The sequence below is a fragment of the Streptomyces sp. NPDC056628 genome, from assembly GCF_042792555.1.
Lineage (GTDB): Bacteria > Actinomycetota > Actinomycetes > Streptomycetales > Streptomycetaceae > Streptomyces.
Genome location: NZ_JBHTWG010000054.1, coordinates 12,775 through 32,325, shown reverse-complemented (window position 1 = coordinate 32,325; position 19,551 = coordinate 12,775). Strand labels below are relative to the sequence as shown.

Here is a 19,551-nt window from a genome sequence, read left to right as displayed (position 1 = left end):
CAACGTCCTCTGGGCCCTGGTCCGTGACCGACGGTGCTACGAAGTGACACCGCCAGTCACGACGGCCGCTTGACAAACAGCATTAGGAAGCCGCGAGACCGGCCGAGCAGAGCGGCCTTCAGCCGGGCCCGCCGCCTGCGGCAGATGCGTCGACGTTCGGCGCGGACCGGATCGCTTTCGCCGTCCTGCCCGCCTTGTCCCTCGAACGCTCCCCGTTTTGCCAGGCCGCCGCCTGGAGCGCGATCAGGGTCTCCTCGCTGACCCGCATGCCGGCCGCGTCCTGATGAGCCCGTGCCGTGGTGGAGTCCACGCTGACCAGGGACATGTCGATCTCGTCCCTGCGGGCAGCCTCGGCAGGCAGGAACGGCCCGATGAACTGTCACTCGCTGTCGGTGAGTTGCGCACGTGTCACACCACAGTCCTACCGGACCAGCCCCCATCCCGGGCTTGATCACAACTGAAGACAGCCCCTAGCTGTGCCGTCTCATGACATTGGTTCCTGGCTGTCAGGCTTGCGGGTGTAGGACGTGAGGCGATCGGCGAGCGCGATGACGAGGTCGCGTAGTTCATTGGGGCGCTCGATGACGAACGGCCGGTCGAGTGAGGCGAGTACTGGAGGCAACCAGTCGAGCCGTTGGGCCTGCAGCTGGACGCGCAGCCAGTGCTCGGCCGCCGGGTCCTGGCTGGCCGCGGGCTCGTGTTCCTCGATGCTCGCGACGCTGGCGGGGAGGTGCGCGCGGATCTGCTCAACTGTCCCGTGGATCCGCAAGGTCACCACATGCCGGTACTCGGCTGTGGCGAATCCTGACAACACGCGCTGTGTTGGACCGGGACCCACGGGCGCTTCGAATGCGCCGGGCAGGGTCCTCGCGTCTGCGATGCGATCGAGCCGGAAGGTTCGGTCCTCGCCGAGCTGGGCGTCCTTGCCCGTGACGTACCACCGGCCCTCGTGGGCGACGATCCCGTAGGCGTGCAGTGTGCGTTCGCTGCGCCGTTCGTCGCGGTCGGTGTAGCGGATCGAGACCGGTCGGCGCTGGCGCACCGCATCGGCGATGGTGAGCAGGAGCCCGGCGTCCGGGTGGTCCAACTCGCCGGGCTGATCCGTGAAGGCGAGAGCTTCCAGGAGTGTGTCGAGCCGGCGGGCGATGTGCTTGGGCAGCACCCGCCGGATCTTCGCTGACGCCGTCTCGTTTGCCGTGCGCTCCTTCGTCGTCAGCCCTGCCCGGCGGCCAGCGACCAGGCCGAGCAGCACGGCCAGCGCCTCGTCGTCGCTGAGCATGAGGGGCGGCAGGCGGTACCCGGGAGCGAGCCGGTACCCGCCGTAGCGGCCGCGCACCGACTCCACGGGCACGTCCAGGTCGATCAGCTGGCCCACATACCGCCGCACAGTGCGCCCTTCGACGCCGAGACGGTCGGCCAGTTCGGCTACAGTCCGGGTGCCGCCCGACTGCAGCAGCTCCAGGAGTGTCAGCACGCGGCCGGTGGGTCGAGGCACGTTCACAGCCTAACGCGAATACAGGACCGATTCTGTCCACTATTTCTCCTAGCCTGCGACGTATACGCCTCCAGCCCCAACCAAGGAGATTCCCATGGACTTCGTCTCGATCCGCATCATCACCAGCGACGTCGCACGCCTCGTCGAGTTCTACGAGCGAGCCATAGGGATGCAGGCGACGTGGGCCACCGACGACTTCGCCGAACTCAAGACCGAGGGCGCCACCCTCGCGATCGCCAGCACCCGCACCGTCCCGCTGTTCGCCCCGGGCTCTGCCCGCCCGGCGGACAACCACAGCGTGATCACCGAGTTCCTCGTCGACGACGTGGACCGCGTTTACAACAACCTGACCGGCTTCGTCACCGACTTCGTCAACGAGCCCACCACCATGCCCTGGGGTAACCGGTCGCTGTTGTTCCGCGACCCTGACGGCAACCTCGTCAACTTCTTCACCCCTGTCACCCCGGCGGCCATCGAAAAGTTCGCACGCTGACGCCACGCACAACTGCTCACGCGGGAGCCGGGAGATCCCAGTGAGAGGTCCTGACAGAAGTTGTTGATCAAGTGACCGTCGGTTCGTCTGCTCGTTGGTCAAGTCGTGGGGAAGCGTCAGTCGCGGCCATGGATGGTGTCGGACGAACTGTGGGCGCTCATCGAGCCGTTGCTGCCCGAGCCGTGACCGAAGCTGGTGGCGGGCCGGCCACGGGTGCCGGACCGGCAGGCCCTGTGCGGGATCCTGTTCGTGCTGCATACCGGCATCCAGTGGGAGTACCTGCCGCAGGAGCTGGGCTTCGGCTCAGGGATGACCTGCTGGCGGCGCCTGGCCGCCTGGAACGAGGCCGGCGTGTGGGAGAAGCTGCACCTGGTGCTGCTGAAGAAGCTGCGGTCGGCGAAGCAGCTGGACTGGTCGCGGGCGGTGATCGACTCCTCCCACGTCCGGGCGGCCCGCAGGGGCCCAAAAGCGGTCCGAGCCCGGTCGACCGCGCACGACCGGGCAGCAAGCACCACATCATCACCGACGGCCAGGGCATCCCGGTCGCGGTGTCGCTGACCGGCGGAAACCGCAACGACGTCGCCCAGCTCCTGCCCCTGCTGGACAAGGTCCCACCGGTCGCCGGTGTCGTCGGCAGGTCACGGCGACGGCCGGACATGCTCTTCGCGGACCGGGGCTACGACCACGACAAGTACCGGCGGCTGGTGTGGCAGCGAGGTATCCGTCCCGTGATTGCCGAACGCGGCCAGCCGCACGGCTCCGGTCTGGGCATCTTCCGCTGGGTTGTCGAGCGCACCATCTCCTGGCTGCACGGCTTCCGCCGCCTGCGCATCCGCTGGGAGAGACGAGACGACATCCACGAAGCCTTCCTCGGCCTCGCCACCTGCCTCATCACCCACCGCCACGTCCAACGCCCTTGTTAGGACCTCTGAAGCGCTCCGCAGTGAACGAGCGCTTGCTGGCCGCGGTCTCATCGTGGCCGTTGGGGCGCCGGTGGAGTGGGCACCTGCGTCGGTGCGGCGTGTCACGGTTTCCCACGAAATCCGGTGGAGTCTCAGCGGCCGGAAGTGGTTGGGTCCTGCTCAATGCTTCGCTGACACGTCCCGGCACAGTGCGAGGCGCAGGGTTCGAATCGCAGGCGCGGTCTAGCCCGCGTGTCGTCGAGTGATGGAGGTTATCGCGGTGGCTGGTTATGGGGCGCTTTCCGACGTGTACGAGTGGCTGATCGGGGACGACAGGTTGACCCCCGCTAAGGCAGCTGCGGTTTACTGCAGCGATGTTGTGGGCTCTCTGCCGCCCAACGCGCGCGTCCTCGACTGCGCGTGTGGAACCGGCCAGCTCGCCGTCGGTCTCGCGAGTCTTGGCCTTGACGTGGTCGCCGCAGACGCCAGCAGCGGGATGGTTCGCCGGACCGAGAAGGCCGCCGACGAGCAGGGTGTCTCGCTTCGAGCCCTTCACGCGAGCTGGGACGAGTTGCCCGACCACCTGGGGGACTCCTCGTTCGATCTGGTGTTCTGTGTCGGTAACTCGCTCGGGCACGCTGAGGGCGCAGCCGGGCGCCTGACCGCACTGGACGCGATGTCGCGGCTGCTGCATCCGGGCGGACGCCTCGTGCTCACGTCACGCAACTGGGAGCTCATGCGCTCCGCCGGCTCACGGGTGGACGTCCGCGATCGACTCATCCGCCGCAACGACCGCGATGCGGTCGTCAGCTACTACTGGCAGATCGAGCAGCAGTGGGAGCAGGAACACTTCCTCGAGATCGTGGTCGCCCAGATCGAGCCGGATGGGGCAGTGCGAGCCTGCTCGGAGCGGTTGTCCATCTGGCCCTACCGGTACGGGGACCTCGTGGCGCAGTTGCGGAGCGTTGGGCTCACGGTGCAGTCCACCACCTTCGACCCCGAGAGCGATGGATACCTGGTGGTCGCCAGCCGTGACCAGGCGCGAGGCACGTCTGAGCCGGCGCGCTGATCCGCCTTTCGTCGTCGTTGCCGACCTGCCAGCTCGCGACCGCCTGTCAAGCTGAGGCTGGAAACAGTTGGGGAATTACGGGCTCTGTCGCTGATCTTGTGACGCAGGCGGTGTCAGTGGTGGTTGTGATCATGGCTCGCGTGTTCTTCGCGGAGTTTCGAGGTGTTGTTCCCTCATCTGGCTGGTGTCGTGGTGGAGTTGGTCGAGCGGGCTGCGGCCGGGGTGGTCACAATGCATGCGCGGGCCCGCTCGGCGGATGCGGACTGCCCGCACTGCGGTAGTACGTCGGGCCGGGTGCACGGCCGGTACATGCGGCGGCTCGTGGATGCCACGGTCGGTGGCGCCAGTGTGGTGATCGAGCTGCTGGTACGGCGGTTCAAGTACCCGAACCCCGCGTGCCGGGCGGTGACGTTCGCCGAGCAGATCGCGGGGTTGACCAGCCCGCATGCCCGCTACACACCACTGGTGCGTGAGCAGTTGACCTCGATCGCCCTCGCCCTGGCCGGCCGCGCGGGAGCCCGCCTGGCCGGGGTACTGGGCCTGCGCGTCGCCAAGGACACCCTGTTACGACTGGTCCGCGCCGTGCCGGAAGAACCCGTTGAGCAGATCCGCGTGCTCGGTGTCGACGATTTCGCGCTACGGAAGGGCGACTCGTACGCCACGATCCTGGTGGACTTGGAGAGGCGGCGTCCGGTGGACGTGCTGCCCGGCCGGGATGCCGAACCGTTGGCCGCCTGGCTGAAGGACCATCCGGAAGTGGAGATCATTTGCCGGGACCGTGCCGGGGCTTATGCCGAGGGCGCCCGCAACGGCGCCCCGCAGGCCCAGCAAGTCGCCGACGCCTGGCATTTGTGGCACAACCTCGGCGAGGCCGTGGAAAAGACCGTCTCCGCCCACTACGCCTGCGTCCGGACCGCGTTCGAGAACACCGTACCGGCCACCCCGCCGACCAGTGACGACATCTGGCAGACGTCACCGCCGCCGGCACCGGCTGGTGGGATGCTCGACGTCTGCGGACGAGAACGCCGCCTGGTGACCCGGACCAGGGAACGCTACACCGCTGTGCAACAGCTCCTGGAGGGCGGCAGGACGCTGGAGGACATCTGCCGGACCCTGCAGCTGGACCGGTCCACCGTACGCCGCTTCGCCCGCGCCACCAGCATTGACGAACTGCTGGCCAAAGCGACCAACCGCTCCACCGTCCTGGATGAGTACACGCCCCACCTCCATCAGCGGTGGAACGAGGGCTGTCACAACACTGCCCAGCTCCACCAGGAGATCGTCGCTCTGGGCTTCGCCGGAAGCATCCAGACCGTCCAGCGTTACCTCCGCCCCTTCAAGGCAGCCACCACCGCGCCACCCTCGCGCCGCCCGGCTCCGCGGCCCCGCCGCATCGTCCGCTGGATCATGACAGCCCCCGGCAACCTGACCGCCGATGATGCCGCCGACCTCAAGGAGATCCGAACCAGCTGCCCCGAACTCGACGCCGTCACCCACCACGTCCGCGACTTCGCCACCATGATGCGCGAGCTGCAGGGCGACCAACTGTCCGCCTGGATGGAGCACGTCCTCGCCGACGACCTGCCCGCCCTGCACTCCCTGATCAACGGACTGAGCCGCGACATTCACGCCGTCACCGCCGGACTCTCCGTCCCCTGGAGCTCCGGCCAGGTCGAAGGGCAGGTCACAAGGACGAAACTACTCAAGAGGCAAGGATTCGGGCGAGCCAACCTCGACTTCCTCCGCAAGCGCGTGCTCCTCACGCCCTGAAGCTGCCCAATCAGGACAAGACGGCCCCTTGATACCAGGGAAGGCGGCGCTGTGAAGCCAGCTCAGTAGCGGTGGTTGGGCCAGTGCGGGTCCTCCCACCGGGCGGGGCCGGTGAGTCCGATGAGTCGTATGCGGTGAAGCAGTTCCTCGGGAGCGTCCTGGGCTTGAAGCCGTACAGGGGCGTGACGGACCAACCAAGCCGCGAGCTCGGTGCGCAGTTCATCTGCGTTATCGCTATCCCATGCGCCCCATGGAAGTTCATCGCCCAGAAGGTCGTACTCCCAGTGGGCAGCCGCTTCGGTCAGGTGCCGGTCGGCAACGCGGTCTTCGAGTGCCTCCCAGGTGTTGAGCCACGGGCTGAGCGTGGCAGAAGCCTCGGCGCACAGCGCGAGGACCTCATACACGGGAACGGCGGGATCCGATTCGGCGAGGGTGTGAGCCCACCAGGCACGCAGGAACTCCCACACCGCCGCACTCTGGTGCGCAGGCCACTGCCGCCAATGGCCGCGAACGAACGAACGTCCGACCTCCGCCATGCCGAACACGGGCTCCACGAGGCCACTGACCAGCGCCCTGGCGAATTGAGGCAGGATACGGCGCAGCACCGCGCCGTGGTCGTTCCAGTCGGGGGCATCCCAGGTGCGACGCAGAAGGTCCGGGTCGAGCACCACGTCCGGGACCTTCAATTGCGCTAGCTCTTCTTCGCAGCCCCAGTGGCAGTCACACTGGGTCTCGTCGATGCGGGCGGTCATTCCTCGGAAGGCGACGTCCAAGCAGTCCAGAGCACGGTCGAGTCGGAGCCGTGCGGGAGTGTCGTCGGGGTTCATCGTGTCGGCACAGCCTCAGGGGGACTCCGGGTGGCTTCCGCCAACCGAAGATCACAACCCTACCGGGCCCCATCAGTCATCGTCACGGCAGTTACCCGGTTTCCCAGCCGCTTGCGATGGCCGGGCAACAGTCACAAGATCAGCGCCAGAGCCGAATTGCCTGACGCTGATCATGCAGATCATGGGGAATTGTCTGACCGTCGACACTTCCGGGACCCGGGGAGCGCGCGAGGTTTGCTTGGATTACGCTGTGGCTGGCGCGTAGAGCTGCTGTGAGTTCTCCTAGCAGCTGGTCCGGGAGGATTCTGCTGCCGAGGGCGCAGGCATGCACCAGCGTGCGACAGTGGTGCACTTGCCGGTCTGTGGCGATCTGGTTAAACAGAGGGTGGGTCAGGTTCTCGCGGGCCGTGTAGCCGTCTTCGGTGTCTGTCGTCCTGTGGTAGAGGTCCTCGACGATGCGGTGCGCGGCAGGCGCCACGGCGGATCCGATGGCGTCGAGGACTGTGAGTCCGATCCGGGTGTCGAAGACGGTCATCCCGGGTTCGGTCTTCCGTGCGAGGTAGGCCGTCACCAGGTCCGCCAGGTGGTCGTCGATGGGCTGCCCGGCGTCGCGGCGGCATAGAACGGTCAAGCATGCCGTAACAGCTTGTTCCCACGGGTCGCCGGGCATTGTGTCGGCGAGGAGGACAGCTGCCCGCGCGGTGTCACCCGCGGCGAGGGCGGCGAGTACGGCGACCTGTCGACCGTCGAGCATCCGTTTTCCGATGCCATGGTGGGCTTCGACGTGGGCCAGTGCCTCGGTCCATCGTCCCTGGGCGGTGAGGGTGCGTGTGCCGTCGGCGAGGAGGACGCGCCACAGCCATGCGCGAACCTCCTGGCGGTCTTCACCGGTCGTAGTGAGGTCTGCAGGTATGTCGATGTTTTCGAACCGGGCGGCTGTGCCTGCCTCGACGGTCTTGTACAGGTCGAGCAGTCGCTGACGCCCCTCATCTGCGCGGCCAGCGCGGATCTGGATGCGGGCCAGGTTGACGACTGGTTCCAATCCTCGGATCGCGCTCATGCCGGGGAGGGGGCAGGTGTGGAGGTAGGCGGCGGCGTGCTGGTGGCACATCTCGCGGGCGAGTTCGGGAAGGCCGAGGTCGGAGGCGAGGAGCGAGGCCTGGTTGTAGACGGCCGATGCAAGCCCTTGCTCGGTCTTGTTCACCGCGGTGTCGGCCAGGTCGACGAGACTGCGCACACGCTCGGGCAGGGGCAGGCAGGCGGGCCGGAATCGGGCGACGAGTGGGAAGCGCTGGGCTGTGGGTCCGTGCGGATCCATGTGTCCCCCAGTGTGTGGGTGAGGGCTGGTGGGGCGGGGGTGCCCGCCGACTGCGAGTGGCGGGCACCGTCCGCTGCACGTGGGGCGTCACTGCCAGGCGACGACGATGCGGTTCAGCGGGGTGTCGAGGGCGAAGAGACCGGGGCGCTGCTCGATCTCGGGGGCGTCGAGGGGCTGGATTTCGAACGTGGCCTCACTGTCGCGGTAGTCGCAGTCCCAGGTGCGGATGGTGTCGGCGACCTTCGCGGCCAGCTCGTCGCTGCCGGGGCCGTGGCCGATGACGCCGAACTCCCAGAGCTTGTCGCCCTCGGGAGTCTTCTTCTTCGACGGGCGCCGGGCGAGGTAGGTGACGGCACCCTTGTCGACGACCGCGGTCGACGAGGGGTAGGGGTCCTCGGTGAGCAGATTGCCCTTGGCGCTCTGGGGGAACAGCATTCGGATCAGACCGGAGGGCAGGGAGCAGGTGACGAACAGTTCCATCCACTCCGGCGACTCCATGGCGCGGACCGTCATGCCGGTCCACTCCTCGGTGCTCGGCTGGTCGAGTACGCCCGCGAGGGCGTCGGCGTCGATGTTGAGCCCGGCGGGGGCCTGGAGTCGTACGGCGCCGTCCGTGCTGAGCGGGATCACTCGGCGGTCGTCGTCAGCGATGCCCCGCCGAAGCGGCATGAAAGTGTTCATCTCGCTGCCGAGGGACACCCACCGGCCGTCGCGCTGCTCGTAGGCGATGGAGCGGGAGACGGTGCCCTTGAGGCGCTGGGGGACGAGGAGCCGGCCGCCGGGTGCGAGTTGCTGCAGCCAGGCGTGCGGTACGCCGTGCGCGCCGACGGTGGCGATGATCCGGTCGTATGGCGCTGTATCGGCGTAGCCGAGTGCCCCGTCGCGGGTTACGGCCTCGACGTTGGTGATTCCGGCGGCGGCGAGGTGCGTGCGGGCACCCTCCACGAGGTCGTCGTCGACGTCGAGGGTGGTCACGTGTCCGTTTTCGCCGACCAGGTGGGCGAGCAGACCGGCGTTGTAGCCGGTGCCGGCGCCGAGTTCGAGGATGCGCTCGCCGGGCTGGGCCTCGAGCTGGTCCAGCATGAGAGCGACGACGCCCGGTTGGGAGGCGCAGGAGATGGACGTGCCGTCGGTGTCGTACTTGATGTGCACCGGTGTGTTGGCGTAGGCGTCTTCGAGGGATGCCTCGGGCACGAACACGTGGCGGGGCAAGGTCCGCAACGCGGTCTCGACGGCAGGTGTGCGGGCGTGTCCGTCCGCGCGGAGCTGGTCGACCAGGGCGTTGCGGAGGCGCTCGGCGTCCGCCGTGGGGGTGGTGATCGTGTCGGTGTTCACTGCGCTGACGCTATCGATGTCGGCCGTTGCGTCGGTGGGCGACTCGGTGTGGTCACTCGTTCCCATGACTACCTCTCGTGCGATGTGGGACAGGGCGCTCTGGTCGTCCCGGAGGAGACCGGCGCGGTTGGCGTGGAAGATCACGTGGTGGGCAATGACGGCTCGTAGGCCACGGGTGAGGGCGCCGCGGGCTGCGAGGTCGGCGAGCGTGGCTCCGGCTCGTTCGAAGGCGGTCACCCATTCCTCGTGCGTGTGGAGTGGGCCACCCGGGCGGCAGAGGCTGTGGGCGTCAGCGGTCATGAGCTTTCGCATGGCCGGGGCCAGTTCGGCCGCTCGTTCGGGTGGTTGTGGAGCGATGGCCGGTCGAAGGGCCGCTACCTTCGCCCATACATCGCCCTGTTCGAACCAGTCGAGTCCAGCGCCGCGCATCATGGCGCTCGCCAGCAGGACGGCGGTCTCCCGGCGTCCGAAGTGCGTCGGGCTGGGCTGGTAGGTGAGCAGGTGGCGGGAGTCGCTGTGGAACAGTTCGTGGGCTGCGTCCATGGCCTCGGGTCCGCCGAACGTGTCGGTCTCGGGCTCGTAGACGCAGGGCAGGCACGACACGGCCACGCCGTCGCCGATGAGATCGCTCAGGAGCGACTCGATGGCTGGTGGCGGCTTGTCGGCGAGGTAACGCAGTGGCCAGGGCTGCTTGTTCATCAACCACCAGCCGGTGAGCTGCCCGTCGGCCTCGGCGTCGATCAGGGCTGGGCCGAGGCGTTCGGCGATGGTGCGCAGGGCACTCTCGCGGTCGACGAAGGTGATGTTGTGCTGCTGCCAGTGGTCGGGAGGCATAGAGGTCCTTCGGTCGGTGGATCAAGCGGTGAGGAGGCATGCGTCCCAGGCGGACCGGGGTGGTGCGGCGGTGCTGGGCGCGAGGAGGGCCAGGGCTATGCCGGCGGCGCCGCCGAGTAGGCCGGGGCCGCCTTCCTCGTCCTGGATGAGCGCTGTGGCCATGAGTTCGGGGTCGGTGTCCGGTGGGGTGACTGCAGTCAGGAGGGCCGGGATCGCGGCTCGGAGTTTTCCCGCGGTTGAGGGGTGGGCGTCGTCGGCCGTACGTGCGGCGGCGTGGGCGAGGCCGGAGAACCCGTGGCAGAGGCCGTTGTCCGTCGTGGCCTTTAGCTGCTCGGGATCGGTGAGGGCGGCCACGAGCGCGTTCTCCGCGTCGATCTGGCGGCTGGCATCGCCGAGGGCAAGCGCGGCAAGTTGCTGGGCGCGGGCGAGGCCGGCGGTGCCGTAGCACCAGGAGGGCCGCTGGGGCGCGGATGGGGCGAGACGCTTCCTGCGCAGCTCGCCCTGAGTGACCCAGTACGGCCAGCCCGGTCCGCCGTCGGCCTTCTGCTTCCAGCCGTCCAGCCAGGTCAGGATGGTGCGCAGTGCTGCATGGTGCCCGTCGGTGAAGGAGCCGTTCCGAGCGGCGAGGGCCAGGAGCGCGAGCACGCCGCCGATGCCGTGGGCCATACCGGTGTTGGCATGCCCGCCGGGGAGTCGGTCGTCCGGGCTGCCCGAGGGTCCGGTCTCCGTCCACCAGCCCGGCAGGGTCTCGCCGTGGTGGGTGATCGGTTCGGTGAGGCGCACGCAGTAGTCGAGAATGGCGCGCATCGTGGAGCTGCCGGGGTCTCGGCGCAGTAGGCAGGCGCCGTATCCAGTGAGGCCCCGGATGGCGTCGAACTCGGCGAGCTGCGGTAGGCGTCCGGCGTCGATGCGGCGGTGGGCGGTGTCGAGACGGCGTCCGACGTCGACTGCGATCTGTCCGTCCATCCTGTCGAGGGCGCGCTGGTAGGAGCCGGGAAGGTGGTCGGCGGCACAGCTCAGCGCATGGGCGAAGGCGGGCACTCCGTAGAAGGGGTGGCTGTCCGGGCCGCTGGTGAGCGGCTGCCGGGAGGCGGCGGTGAGCCAGGCGTGGGCGCGGTGCCACGGGCCGCGGCCGTTAGCGGCCAGCTCGATGTGCAGGAGCGCGATTCCCGGCGGGCCGTAAGCAAGGTGTTGCCGGTCCGAGGAAAGCGTCCTGGAGCCGAGGGGCGCGGTGTCGGGGTCGGCGAGCCGGGCGGCGATGGCGTCGACCAGGCCGAGCGCGGGGTGGAGGCTCACGACGCCGTCCTCCTGGTGCGGGCGGTCCAGGCCAGGGCAGCAGAGCGCGCCAGGTAGAGGCACACCTCTTCCTCCGGGAAGTTCACGGCGACGTGGCGCACGAAGTGAACGTGCAGCAGCGAGGTCAGGACGTCGTCGACGGCGATGCCCTGGGTGTCCGGGCCAGGCAGGTGCGGCCGGTATGCGGCGAGCGCCGTATCCCGGTCAGCCCATCCCGACACGATGGCGTCCCCGCCCGGGACCTGACGCAGCCCCGCCCAGTCGTCGCACGGGTCGGTGAGCCGTACGGCGTCGATGAACTGCGGGCGTGGAACGTGAGCGGGGGCTGTCGGCGGGATGTGGTCGATCAGCCACCGCATCCCGGCCTCGGTGGTGCCAAGGAACGCGGAGGCGATCGCAACGGTGTGGGCCGCCACCAGCGTGCGCTGACTGGGGCGCTGTGGCTGCGCGAGCTGGGTCAGGACGGCGCGCGAGTCCGCCCGGAAGACCTCCTCAGCCGCCTCCCATGCGGCGCCGGAGCCCCAGCGGCCCATCTCCCGGTAGGAGGTGGGATAGCGCAGATCGGCCAGCAGGCCGATGCTTCGTAGCTCGTCGGCCCAGGCACTCACCGTTCGGGCCGTGCCAGCGAAGGCTTCCGGGTCGGGGAGGGCGATGCGTACGCGGAGGTGTTGGTCCGGGTCGCGGAAGCGGATGAACCACCACGGCGGGTTGCCGAGCTGTTCGAGGGGGCCGGGCAAGTGCCGGGAGAGCAAGACGTCTTGGCGGCGGGGGTCACCGTAGAGGGCGGCCAGAAGAACCGAGGAAGAGGCAGGCGTCTGCATCTGGTCCGCAGACAGGGCGCGGGCCCGGCTGGGGGCTGGCAGTGGCGGCCATGTCGACGGCCTGGTTGCTTTGAGTGGCACCACGACCTCGTGGGCTCGCCCGTCGCACCAGCCATACGCCTCTGGTTCCGGGGCCTCGACGAGTACGGCCAGGCGCGTACGGTCGAGGTGTCTGCGCAGGAGCGCACGGTGGCCGGCCTCATCGAGGTCGAGGAAGAGGCGCCGGTCGTCCTCTACGAGTTGGACGTGGCGCGGCAGCCTCCGCCTGGCACGCCAGTCGGTGAGCGCGGCGTCCCACTCAGCCCGAGGGCGGGCATGGCCGGGCAGTTCGGACGCGTCCAGCCGCCAGCGTGCCAGGGCCAGCACGGTCCGGCCGTACCGCAGACGTGGAAGGAACGGCATCGCTGTTGCGGCGCCCCAGTCGAAGACGGTGACCTGCGCGCACTGGGCGCGGGACAGTTCGGTGAGGAACCGCACCAGTGGTGGAGTGTGGGTGCGCAGGTTCAGCGCATGCATCCCGACGGCCTCCACGCGATGTCCGCGCTCGGGGACGGCGAGGTACATGCGGCGGCCATCGCACCCCACAGCCAAGTCCTCCGGGGTCAGAACGGTGTCCTGCGGGGCGCGGTGCTCCTGAAGGCTGATCACGGTGGGTAGCACCGGTGGGGAGCGGGTGACGTGGGCGCTCTCGGAGAGCAGGGGTGGGAAAGAGAGCTGCGCGGGCATGGTGTTGCCGTCTGCGGCCGGGAGGTCGCCAAGCTCGGCGGCCAGGGCCTCCCGGTCGGCGGAGGACAGCACGCTGAGGAATCGACCCGTGGAGACGCCGACGCCACGGGACACGCTGACGACCTCCACCCGGAACTGCCCGCGCTGCAACTCCTCTAGGCTGGCCGCGTGCACCCGCACCCCGATCTCCAAGTGCGGCGGCAACCGAGGCTTGTCGGGACCCACGTCCAGGGCCTCAATCTGTTCGTCCGTGAGGATCACTTCGTCGCGTCCGTCGAGCGCGGCGGTCTGAGCCAGCCGTACGAGGGCGTCATCCCGAGCGGAGACGCGGGGCCTGCGTGCGCTGGCCGAAGCGCCTGGGTAGCCGTCGGGATAGCCGGTGCCGCTGTCCGCGACGACGTCCGCGAGCGGCACCATCGTGCCGATGCCGTACCGCTCGTAGAACCGCTGGTGGTACTTGTTCCAGGCGGCGGCCCCGTACGGGCGGATGCTCAAGCGGGTCAGGGTGAGAGCGGCGCGCTCGATCTCTCGGGCGACCGCTTCCGGCAGAACGATCTGCGCGTCCAGACGGAGGTCGAGCGCGACGGGGTGGCGACGCAGGCCAGGGACGAGGTCTCGCATCCGAGCCGCGACGCTGTCCCGGCCACCGTGCGTGGCGCACCCCTCCAGACCCGCCCGGACCGCGCGGAGTTCGCGTACGGTCTCGGCGACCGGGGCGAGGCTGCCAGCGTCGATCGCGTCGAGTTGTCCCACCAGATACCCGAGGGCGTCGGTCTCGGTGCTCGGAGAGTGCAGGCCCGTGATCAGCACCTGCCGCCGGATCAGCTCCGCCAAGAGGTGACGCGCCTTCTTGGGGCTGGCCTCGGGGAACTCCGCCTGGAGCTTGTCCACGAGGGTGCCGAACCGGATCGGCAGTCGGGTCGCGGCAAGGACCGCGCGCACCGGTCCGGTCAGGGCCAGAGACGCCTCGACCGCGCGGGTACGGTCGTCTTGGACGTCGGGCTGGAACGGCACGATGAGCCGGTCTCCCCGGTACGCCACGGTGTTGTTGATGACGACGGACAGCCGTTCGAGGAGATCCGGGCATGACTCCAGCCGCGCGACCAGGGCCGCCAGCCACTCTGCCCCCGCGCGGCCCACGGCCACGTGCTCCTCGCCCCAGTCGGCCCGCGCCTGCGGGCCGAACTCCGCGGTGGCCACGCCGGCGAACAGGCCGAAGGGCGTCGCCCGGTGCTGCGCCCGGAGCAGGTAGCGGGCCACGGACAGCGCGGCGCGCTGCACATCCCGGAGAGCGGGATGCTCGGCTGTGCACAGGGCCCCTACTTGCGCGGCCAGGACCGGGCTGGAGTGCTGGAGTGCCTCGGCGACGTCCTTGTCCGCCCAGACCGCCCGCAGCCACGCCACACGGGCAGACGAACCACTGGACGAGCGGTCATCGAGGTCAGGGCATGGAGGAATCGGCAGCGAGGTCCGGGCCACGGCGCGCACGAGAGCAGCGGAACCGGTGCGGAACGCTGCAGGCGGAACAACCACCAAGTACCTCCGTAGGTGAGGGGGCCGGGGGCTGGTGCCGCCGCGCGGAGACGCGGCGGCACCAGACCGGATTGACGTAAGGGCCGGGTCAGGCGACGTTGGTGGTGCAGGCGCCGCAGGTGGACCCGCAGTTGTCGTCGGTCAGGTTGACCAAGCCCGCCGGGTCGGCGATCTCGACGAGGGAGACGTCCAGGTCGAAGCCGTCCGACGCCCCCGGGACCTGCGGGCGTATTTCGGTGCGGCTGGGAACTACGGTGCTGCGCGTCATGCTGCAACTCCTCACAATCGTTGTGGTGTTACTGGGCTGGAGCGCCCACCAGATGCCGCCACGGGAGCGTCGCCAGACGGCTGCTCCCCGGACGGCTCCTGGCCGCCCGGCACGAAGGGACGTTCTCCGCGTAGGAAAGTCCTCGCGGGCTGCCTGCCTGACGCCGGGAAGTCGTGTGTCGGGAGTCTGATCAAGCGGATGCCGGTCGCCGCTCCATGAAGTAGGCGAGGGCTTGGGCCTTGAGTCGGTCGAGGCACGGCTCGCACGCGTAGAAGGGTGCGTGCTGCCCGTCCCACTCCACCGGGCCGAGCCAGATCACCAGGACACCGGTACGTCCGCAGCCGAGCCAGCAATCACCGGTGATCCACGGCCACTCCATGGAAGGACGTCCCCTTTCTCAGCTGGTCGGGATGGTCGATCTGGCGGCCTGACAGTTGGGAGCGCAGGCCCAGAGCTGGAACGGCAGGCCCCGGTGGCGTATCTCGCCCAGCCGTCGACCGCTCGCTCCCAGCGGCCAGGCGCAGAGGGCGCAGTCCATGGCCCTCTGCTGGCGGGGCCGGAGTCGAGCGAGATCCGGAAGGGGCGAGGGTGCCGTGGCCGGGATGCTCACTCGTCGCCCCCGGTGCGGAGTTCCGCCCAGACCTCTTTGCCCCAGGGGCGTCTGCCCGAGCCGTGCAGGTCATAGCCCCAGCGGTCGGCGACCGCATCGACGAGGAGCAGTCCGCGGCCCGACTCGTCGTCGTCAGCCGCCTGGCTGAGTATGGGCAGACGCGCTGGTTCCCGGTCCACGACCCCGACACGCAGTCGTGTCGTATCCGGTCGCGCAACCGTGAGGCGGATCTCGGAACATGGGGTGTGTCGGCAGGCGTTCGCGATCAGCTCCGTGACGATCAGCGCGGCTCGGTCGGCGAGACCGTCGAGGTGCCACACACCGAGGACGTCTCGGACGAGGCCGCGGCCGATCTCGGCCGTGGACGGCTTGCACGGGAAGGTCTGGCTGTACGTCGGGTGGCCGACAGAGAGTGCCGCAACTGGTGTTCTCAGACTCGTCATTGGGGTGGAGCCTTCGTGTCGTTTCGGCGCCCGGCCCGCCCCCGCGGGGGGAACCTCAAGGGCGGGCCGGGCTGTCAACAGCCGCCCGCACGATGGGGCGCAGCGGGTGACCAGCACTCAGACAACTCCCTTTCACAGCAGGCTGGTTAGGGCGTTCAGGTGCTCAGTCGATGGACCGACCTAGGGCGTTTTGACCTATCCTTTAACTGACGGGTGTGGACCGCGCGGGCTACCGTGCCCGCATGGACACCACCCGCAACACCGTTCTTGAGGCGTGGATGACCGAACACGGCTACAGCTCCAACAGCCTCGCCGAGGCCGTGAACAGGGCCATTGAACGGTTGACCGGGCGCACTGGAGGGCTCGACGGCTCGTCGGTCCGAGCGTGGAAAGCGGGCCGGGTTACGTGGCCAAAGTCAGTTGCCCGCAAGGCACTTGAAGACGTCTCCGGACTACCCGCTGTCGCTTTAGGGTTCGTGCCACGGGGCCGGCCTTCGTCCATCCCGGCACCACCGCAGCAGGAGGACCCCGACATGAAGCGCCGTACCCTCGTCGGCAGCATCGCGGCGGCTGCCGCAGCAGCAGCCGCACCCGGCACCGCATCGCTGCGCCGTATCGGCATGAGCGACGTCAACCGCCTCAACAAGCGCTTCGCCGAGATCATCGCCAGCGACCACCGCCACGGCGGACAACTCGGCATCGAACAGCGGGCCGCCGCCCTCGCCGACGAGGCGCTCAACCTCCAGAACGCGGGCAGCGCCACTCAGCGGGTACGCAGTAACCTCTACGCCTCAGCAGCCGCTTTCCGCTCCTCCGCGATGTGGGCCGCCATCGACGGCCGGCGCTACGACGTCGCCAAGGCGCACATGCGTGAGGCCCAGGCCCTGGCTGAGATGTCCGGCGATCAGGCGATCAAGTTCCGTATCTGGAGTCACGCGGGCACCATGTACCGCCACATGGGCCGTCCTGCCGACGCATTCGCTGCCAACGACGTCGCCCGCAACCTGCACCTCACCCGCCGAGACCCCCTGTTCGCGTCCCTCGGTCTGGCTCGCCAAGGCGCCATCCACGGCGCGGCGCAGGACCGCACCGGCACCCGCCGTGCGTTCGAGCAGGCGCAGGACGCCATGCTGCGGGCCGACCCCGCCGACTACCGGCCGGTGTGGATGCTCGCCTTCTACGACCAGGCCGAACTGGACTCCCTGGCCCTCTCCGCGCACTTGGCGCTCGGCGACTACTCGACCGCCGAGTACCACGCCCACCGCTGCCTGTCCGCCCTCCGACCCCACATGATCCGGTCCCGAGCCATCACCACCACCCGGCTCGCCCACGCCCAGCTCGCCCAAGGCGCCCCAGACGCCGCCACGGCCACCGCGATGAAAGTCCCCGCCGAAGCCGCCACCCAGCACGCCCGGGTCACACGCATGCTGCAGGAGTTCGGCGCCGCACTGCGCGCCACCGCACCGGGCAGCTCCACCGTGCAGATCTGGACCGAGCACACCGCCACCTGGAGGATGGCCGCATGACCACGGCGCCCACCATCCAACTACGCACCTTCACCAACCTCGATACAGCCCGCGGCGAGCTCCTCGACGTGTACGCCGACGTGCGCGCCCCACTCCTCCACCTGCCGAACTACGCCGTCACGGCGTTCGGAGAGCGCCTTGACCGACACGGCACCGAGCCAGGATTCACAGCCGTCCTCGCGTATACGGACGGGTATCCGGTCGGCTACGCCTACGGCAACACCATCGAGTACGGCGATCGGTACTGGCAGCGCACCAGCCCGACGCCGGCCCAGAAGTACACCGAGCGTCCAGCTGTGGCCCTGAAGGAGATCGGCGTCCGGCCGACCTGGCGGAAAACTGGTACCGCCCGCCGTATCCACGACGCTCTTCTCGCCACGCGGAACGAGCGGTACGTGACGCTTATGGTCAACTCGGCTGCGGGGGACGGGAAGGTTCACGCGCTGTACAGGTCGTGGGGGTATGAGGACATCGGGCAGAGCCAGCCGTCACCGGCCTCGCCGGTCCTGACGGTGATGATCCGCGGTGTTCGCTGACGCGGGAGGCGGTACAAGGCTCTGTGATCCCGGCGGGGTGTGTCTAGGCTGCGTCGGGTGGAGGGGTTCCTGATCACCGTGGCCGGGGTGTTGTGGGGTTGTGTCACGGGCGTGCTCATACCTCGCCCGGCTTACCGGTTGTCGGTGCCTGCGGGGGGTTTCTGGCGGTCGGTGTGTCCGGCAGGTCATCGGCTCGTCGGTTTCGGTGCCGGATGGGTTGGGCGAGCTCGTTGTTCGGCGGGGGACCGGTACGGCCAGAGCAGTCTGTCGGTCGCCTCTGTCACGGCCGGGGTCTGCGGGCTGCTCGCGGCCGCTACAGGAGCCCGTCCCGAACTGGTCGTGTGGCTGCTGCTCGCTCCGGTCTGCGTGCTGCTCGCCGTGGTCGATGCGTCGGCTCACCGGCTGCCCGACGTGTTGACCCTGCCGCTCGCAGTGGCGGCGTGTGTGCTGCTCGGTGGTGCGTCGCTGCTTCCGGGTGTCGGCGGTAGCTGGACGTCCGCGTTGCTCGGCTTTCTTCTGCTGGGGGCCTGCTTCTTCGTGCTTTTCCTGGTCGGCGGGGGTTTGGGGTTCGGTGATGTGAAGCTTGCCCTGGTGCTGGGTGCGGTGTTGGGTTGGTACGGCTGGCCGGTTGTGCTGGTCGGGGTGTTCGCGGGAGGTCTGTTCGGTGCGCTGTACGGCATCGGTCTCCTGATCGCGGGTCGGGCCGGAGCGCGCTCCAGGATTGCGTTCGGTCCGTTCCTCCTCGCGGGAGCTCTTGCGGGAGTGCTGCTGGGCGCCTCTCTGTCCTGAGATCGGGCGCCTGCGTTACGGGGCGGGCTCGTACGTGACCGTCTGCCCGGGGCAGTCGGCCGCCGCGTCCTGCAGGGCGGCGAGCTCTGTGTCGTCGACGGCCAGGGCCCAGCGGAGTTTGGTGCCGACCCATTCGGCGGCGTAGCGGCAGTGCACCTGGGTGGCGGGTGGCAGCCATTGTGCGGGGTCCTGGTCGGCTTTGCTGCGGTTGGAGCGTGCGGTGACCGCGACGAGCGAGGCTTCGGCGCCCTGGTCGTTGGCGTAGGCTTCGCGTCTTTGTGGGGTCCAGGCGGATGCTCCGCTGTCCCAGGCTTCGGCGAGGGGGACCATGTGGTCGATATCCAGGCTTCCGGCGGCCGTCACCATGGTGGTGTCGTAGTAGGAGTACCAGCTGCCGCCGGTCAGTCGGCATCCGGCACCCACGGTGGGCGGCTCGATTGCTTCGTGAAGGAGGACCTCGGCCCGGGTGTTGCAGCCGTCGGTCGGGTCGTCGCCGGTGTTCCAGTGTCGGAACTTGCTGCGGTCGTAGCCGTCGCGGGACTCGATGGCCACCGGCAGGCCGGCGACGGCGTCGGCCAGAGGCCGGGTCTCGGCGGCCTGTGCTGGTGTGGGGGTGAGGGCGGGGATGACGGCGAGGGCTGCGGCAGCGAGGCCGCGAACAACGGCGTTGACCATGCCCCGTTGATATCCGCCCACCGCAGGAGGTGATCCCCGGTGGTCCGGGTGCCGCTCGTGTGGGTGGAAAGGTCATACCGGAGAAACGAATCGGCGTGCCTCGCTGCCCGCCCCTGTGCGGTGGACGGGACGCTGCCGCGGGCGGTGCTGCGGGGCGGACGGGCACGGCTTCTCTGTTTCCCGCGCATGGTGATGGCCCGCGGGGTCTGGAGGTCACGCGGGAGGCGTCGTGTCGCGAGGGGGCTTCGTGGTTGGCTCCATGAGGTCGTGGGCGTCCGATGCCGG

Annotated in this window: 17 protein-coding genes and 1 pseudogene; 7 read left to right on the top strand and 11 right to left on the bottom strand. The window is 69.1% G+C overall.

Going from position 1 to position 19,551, the window contains the following annotated elements; genetic code table 11:
* Window positions 1–118: 118 nt before the first annotated feature.
* Window positions 119–325 (bottom strand): hypothetical protein, encoded by a 207-nt coding sequence (locus ACFRAC_RS34610; RefSeq protein ID WP_382938450.1) that lies wholly within the window; start codon window positions 323–325, stop codon window positions 119–121.
* Between the two features lie 159 nt (window positions 326–484).
* On the bottom strand, window positions 485–1,495 hold the full coding sequence (locus ACFRAC_RS34605; RefSeq protein WP_382938447.1) for a helix-turn-helix transcriptional regulator: 1,011 nt from the start codon (window positions 1,493–1,495) through the stop codon (window positions 485–487).
* Between the two features lie 94 nt (window positions 1,496–1,589).
* On the opposite strand from ACFRAC_RS34605, the gene ACFRAC_RS34600 reads away from it, so the two are divergent.
* The 4 genes and pseudogenes from ACFRAC_RS34600 to ACFRAC_RS34585 all read left to right on the top strand — a co-directional run bounded on the left by ACFRAC_RS34600 (window position 1,590) and on the right by ACFRAC_RS34585 (window position 5,729).
* On the top strand, window positions 1,590–1,988 hold the full coding sequence (locus tag ACFRAC_RS34600) for a VOC family protein (protein WP_382938444.1): 399 nt from the start codon (window positions 1,590–1,592) through the stop codon (window positions 1,986–1,988).
* A 132-nt stretch (window positions 1,989–2,120) separates the two neighbouring features.
* Window positions 2,121–2,911 (top strand): annotated as a pseudogene (locus ACFRAC_RS34595) (IS5 family transposase).
* A 244-nt stretch (window positions 2,912–3,155) separates the two neighbouring features.
* Window positions 3,156–3,959, top strand: coding sequence for a class I SAM-dependent methyltransferase (locus ACFRAC_RS34590; RefSeq protein WP_382938442.1), 804 nt, complete (start codon window positions 3,156–3,158; stop codon window positions 3,957–3,959).
* 162 nt (window positions 3,960–4,121) lie between these two features.
* On the top strand, window positions 4,122–5,729 hold the full coding sequence (locus tag ACFRAC_RS34585; protein ID WP_382938438.1) for an ISL3 family transposase: 1,608 nt from the start codon (window positions 4,122–4,124) through the stop codon (window positions 5,727–5,729).
* A 62-nt stretch (window positions 5,730–5,791) separates the two neighbouring features.
* Here the strand turns inward: ACFRAC_RS34585 and ACFRAC_RS34580 are convergent, their stop codons facing one another.
* From ACFRAC_RS34580 to ACFRAC_RS34545, 8 genes are all read right to left on the bottom strand, one after another.
* Entirely contained in the window at window positions 5,792–6,556 is a 765-nt protein-coding gene (locus tag ACFRAC_RS34580) for a hypothetical protein (protein WP_382938430.1), read from the bottom strand.
* Window positions 6,557–6,695: 139 nt separating this feature from the next.
* Window positions 6,696–7,874: a hypothetical protein gene (locus tag ACFRAC_RS34575; protein WP_382938425.1), complete on the bottom strand. Its 1,179-nt coding sequence runs from the start codon at window positions 7,872–7,874 to the stop codon at window positions 6,696–6,698.
* 87 nt (window positions 7,875–7,961) lie between these two features.
* On the bottom strand, window positions 7,962–10,043 hold the full coding sequence (gene fxlM, locus ACFRAC_RS34570) for a methyltransferase, FxLD system (protein ID WP_382938422.1): 2,082 nt from the start codon (window positions 10,041–10,043) through the stop codon (window positions 7,962–7,964).
* 21 nt (window positions 10,044–10,064) lie between these two features.
* Window positions 10,065–11,339: a lanthionine synthetase C family protein gene (locus ACFRAC_RS34565; protein ID WP_382938420.1), complete on the bottom strand. Its 1,275-nt coding sequence runs from the start codon at window positions 11,337–11,339 to the stop codon at window positions 10,065–10,067.
* The gene (locus tag ACFRAC_RS34560) at window positions 11,336–14,290 is read right to left on the bottom strand and encodes a lantibiotic dehydratase (RefSeq protein WP_382938417.1); all 2,955 of its coding nucleotides are present in this window, start codon (window positions 14,288–14,290) and stop codon (window positions 11,336–11,338) included. The genes ACFRAC_RS34565 and ACFRAC_RS34560 overlap by 4 nt, the downstream gene beginning before the upstream one ends.
* A gap of 217 nt (window positions 14,291–14,507) precedes the next feature.
* A complete protein-coding gene (locus ACFRAC_RS34555; protein ID WP_382938413.1) occupies window positions 14,508–14,687 on the bottom strand; it encodes an FxLD family lanthipeptide in 180 nt (59 codons plus the stop codon).
* Between the two features lie 190 nt (window positions 14,688–14,877).
* A complete protein-coding gene (locus tag ACFRAC_RS34550; RefSeq protein ID WP_382938410.1) occupies window positions 14,878–15,066 on the bottom strand; it encodes a hypothetical protein in 189 nt (62 codons plus the stop codon).
* A gap of 227 nt (window positions 15,067–15,293) precedes the next feature.
* The gene (locus ACFRAC_RS34545) at window positions 15,294–15,740 is read right to left on the bottom strand and encodes an ATP-binding protein (RefSeq protein WP_382938407.1); all 447 of its coding nucleotides are present in this window, start codon (window positions 15,738–15,740) and stop codon (window positions 15,294–15,296) included.
* Between the two features lie 242 nt (window positions 15,741–15,982).
* Here ACFRAC_RS34545 and ACFRAC_RS34540 point away from each other — a divergent pair, with 242 nt between their 5' ends.
* Genes ACFRAC_RS34540 through ACFRAC_RS34530 form a run of 3 tightly spaced genes read left to right on the top strand, consistent with a single transcriptional unit; the run spans window position 15,983 to window position 18,591 of the window.
* Window positions 15,983–17,266, top strand: a complete 1,284-nt coding sequence (locus tag ACFRAC_RS34540) for an XRE family transcriptional regulator (protein ID WP_382938405.1) — start codon at window positions 15,983–15,985, stop codon at window positions 17,264–17,266.
* On the top strand, window positions 17,263–17,802 hold the full coding sequence (locus tag ACFRAC_RS34535) for a GNAT family N-acetyltransferase (RefSeq protein WP_382938402.1): 540 nt from the start codon (window positions 17,263–17,265) through the stop codon (window positions 17,800–17,802). The genes ACFRAC_RS34540 and ACFRAC_RS34535 overlap by 4 nt, the downstream gene beginning before the upstream one ends.
* Window positions 17,803–17,859: 57 nt before the next feature.
* The gene (locus ACFRAC_RS34530; RefSeq protein WP_382938399.1) at window positions 17,860–18,591 is read left to right on the top strand and encodes a prepilin peptidase; all 732 of its coding nucleotides are present in this window, start codon (window positions 17,860–17,862) and stop codon (window positions 18,589–18,591) included.
* A gap of 15 nt (window positions 18,592–18,606) precedes the next feature.
* Here ACFRAC_RS34530 and ACFRAC_RS34525 read toward each other — a convergent pair whose 3' ends face one another.
* Window positions 18,607–19,266 (bottom strand): HNH endonuclease family protein, encoded by a 660-nt coding sequence (locus tag ACFRAC_RS34525; RefSeq protein WP_382938396.1) that lies wholly within the window; start codon window positions 19,264–19,266, stop codon window positions 18,607–18,609.
* Between the last annotated feature and the right edge of the window lie 285 nt (window positions 19,267–19,551).

Bases quoted from the DNA above. Each gene is read 5' to 3' on its own strand.
- ACFRAC_RS34610 (WP_382938450.1), bottom strand. From the start codon at position 325: ATGTCCCTGGTCAGCGTGGACTCCACCACGGCACGGGCTCATCAGGAC.
- ACFRAC_RS34600 (WP_382938444.1), top strand. From the start codon at position 1,590: ATGGACTTCGTCTCGATCCGCATCATCACCAGCGACGTCGCACGCCTC.
- ACFRAC_RS34590 (WP_382938442.1), top strand. From the start codon at position 3,156: ATGGAGGTTATCGCGGTGGCTGGTTATGGGGCGCTTTCCGACGTGTAC.
- ACFRAC_RS34580 (WP_382938430.1), bottom strand. From the start codon at position 6,556: ATGAACCCCGACGACACTCCCGCACGGCTCCGACTCGACCGTGCTCTG.
- ACFRAC_RS34575 (WP_382938425.1), bottom strand. From the start codon at position 7,874: ATGGATCCGCACGGACCCACAGCCCAGCGCTTCCCACTCGTCGCCCGA.
- fxlM (WP_382938422.1), bottom strand. From the start codon at position 10,043: ATGCCTCCCGACCACTGGCAGCAGCACAACATCACCTTCGTCGACCGC.
- ACFRAC_RS34555 (WP_382938413.1), bottom strand. From the start codon at position 14,687: ATGACGCGCAGCACCGTAGTTCCCAGCCGCACCGAAATACGCCCGCAG.
- ACFRAC_RS34550 (WP_382938410.1), bottom strand. From the start codon at position 15,066: ATGGAGTGGCCGTGGATCACCGGTGATTGCTGGCTCGGCTGCGGACGT.
- ACFRAC_RS34545 (WP_382938407.1), bottom strand. From the start codon at position 15,740: ATGACGAGTCTGAGAACACCAGTTGCGGCACTCTCTGTCGGCCACCCG.
- ACFRAC_RS34540 (WP_382938405.1), top strand. From the start codon at position 15,983: ATGGACACCACCCGCAACACCGTTCTTGAGGCGTGGATGACCGAACAC.
- ACFRAC_RS34535 (WP_382938402.1), top strand. From the start codon at position 17,263: ATGACCACGGCGCCCACCATCCAACTACGCACCTTCACCAACCTCGAT.
- ACFRAC_RS34525 (WP_382938396.1), bottom strand. From the start codon at position 19,266: ATGGTCAACGCCGTTGTTCGCGGCCTCGCTGCCGCAGCCCTCGCCGTC.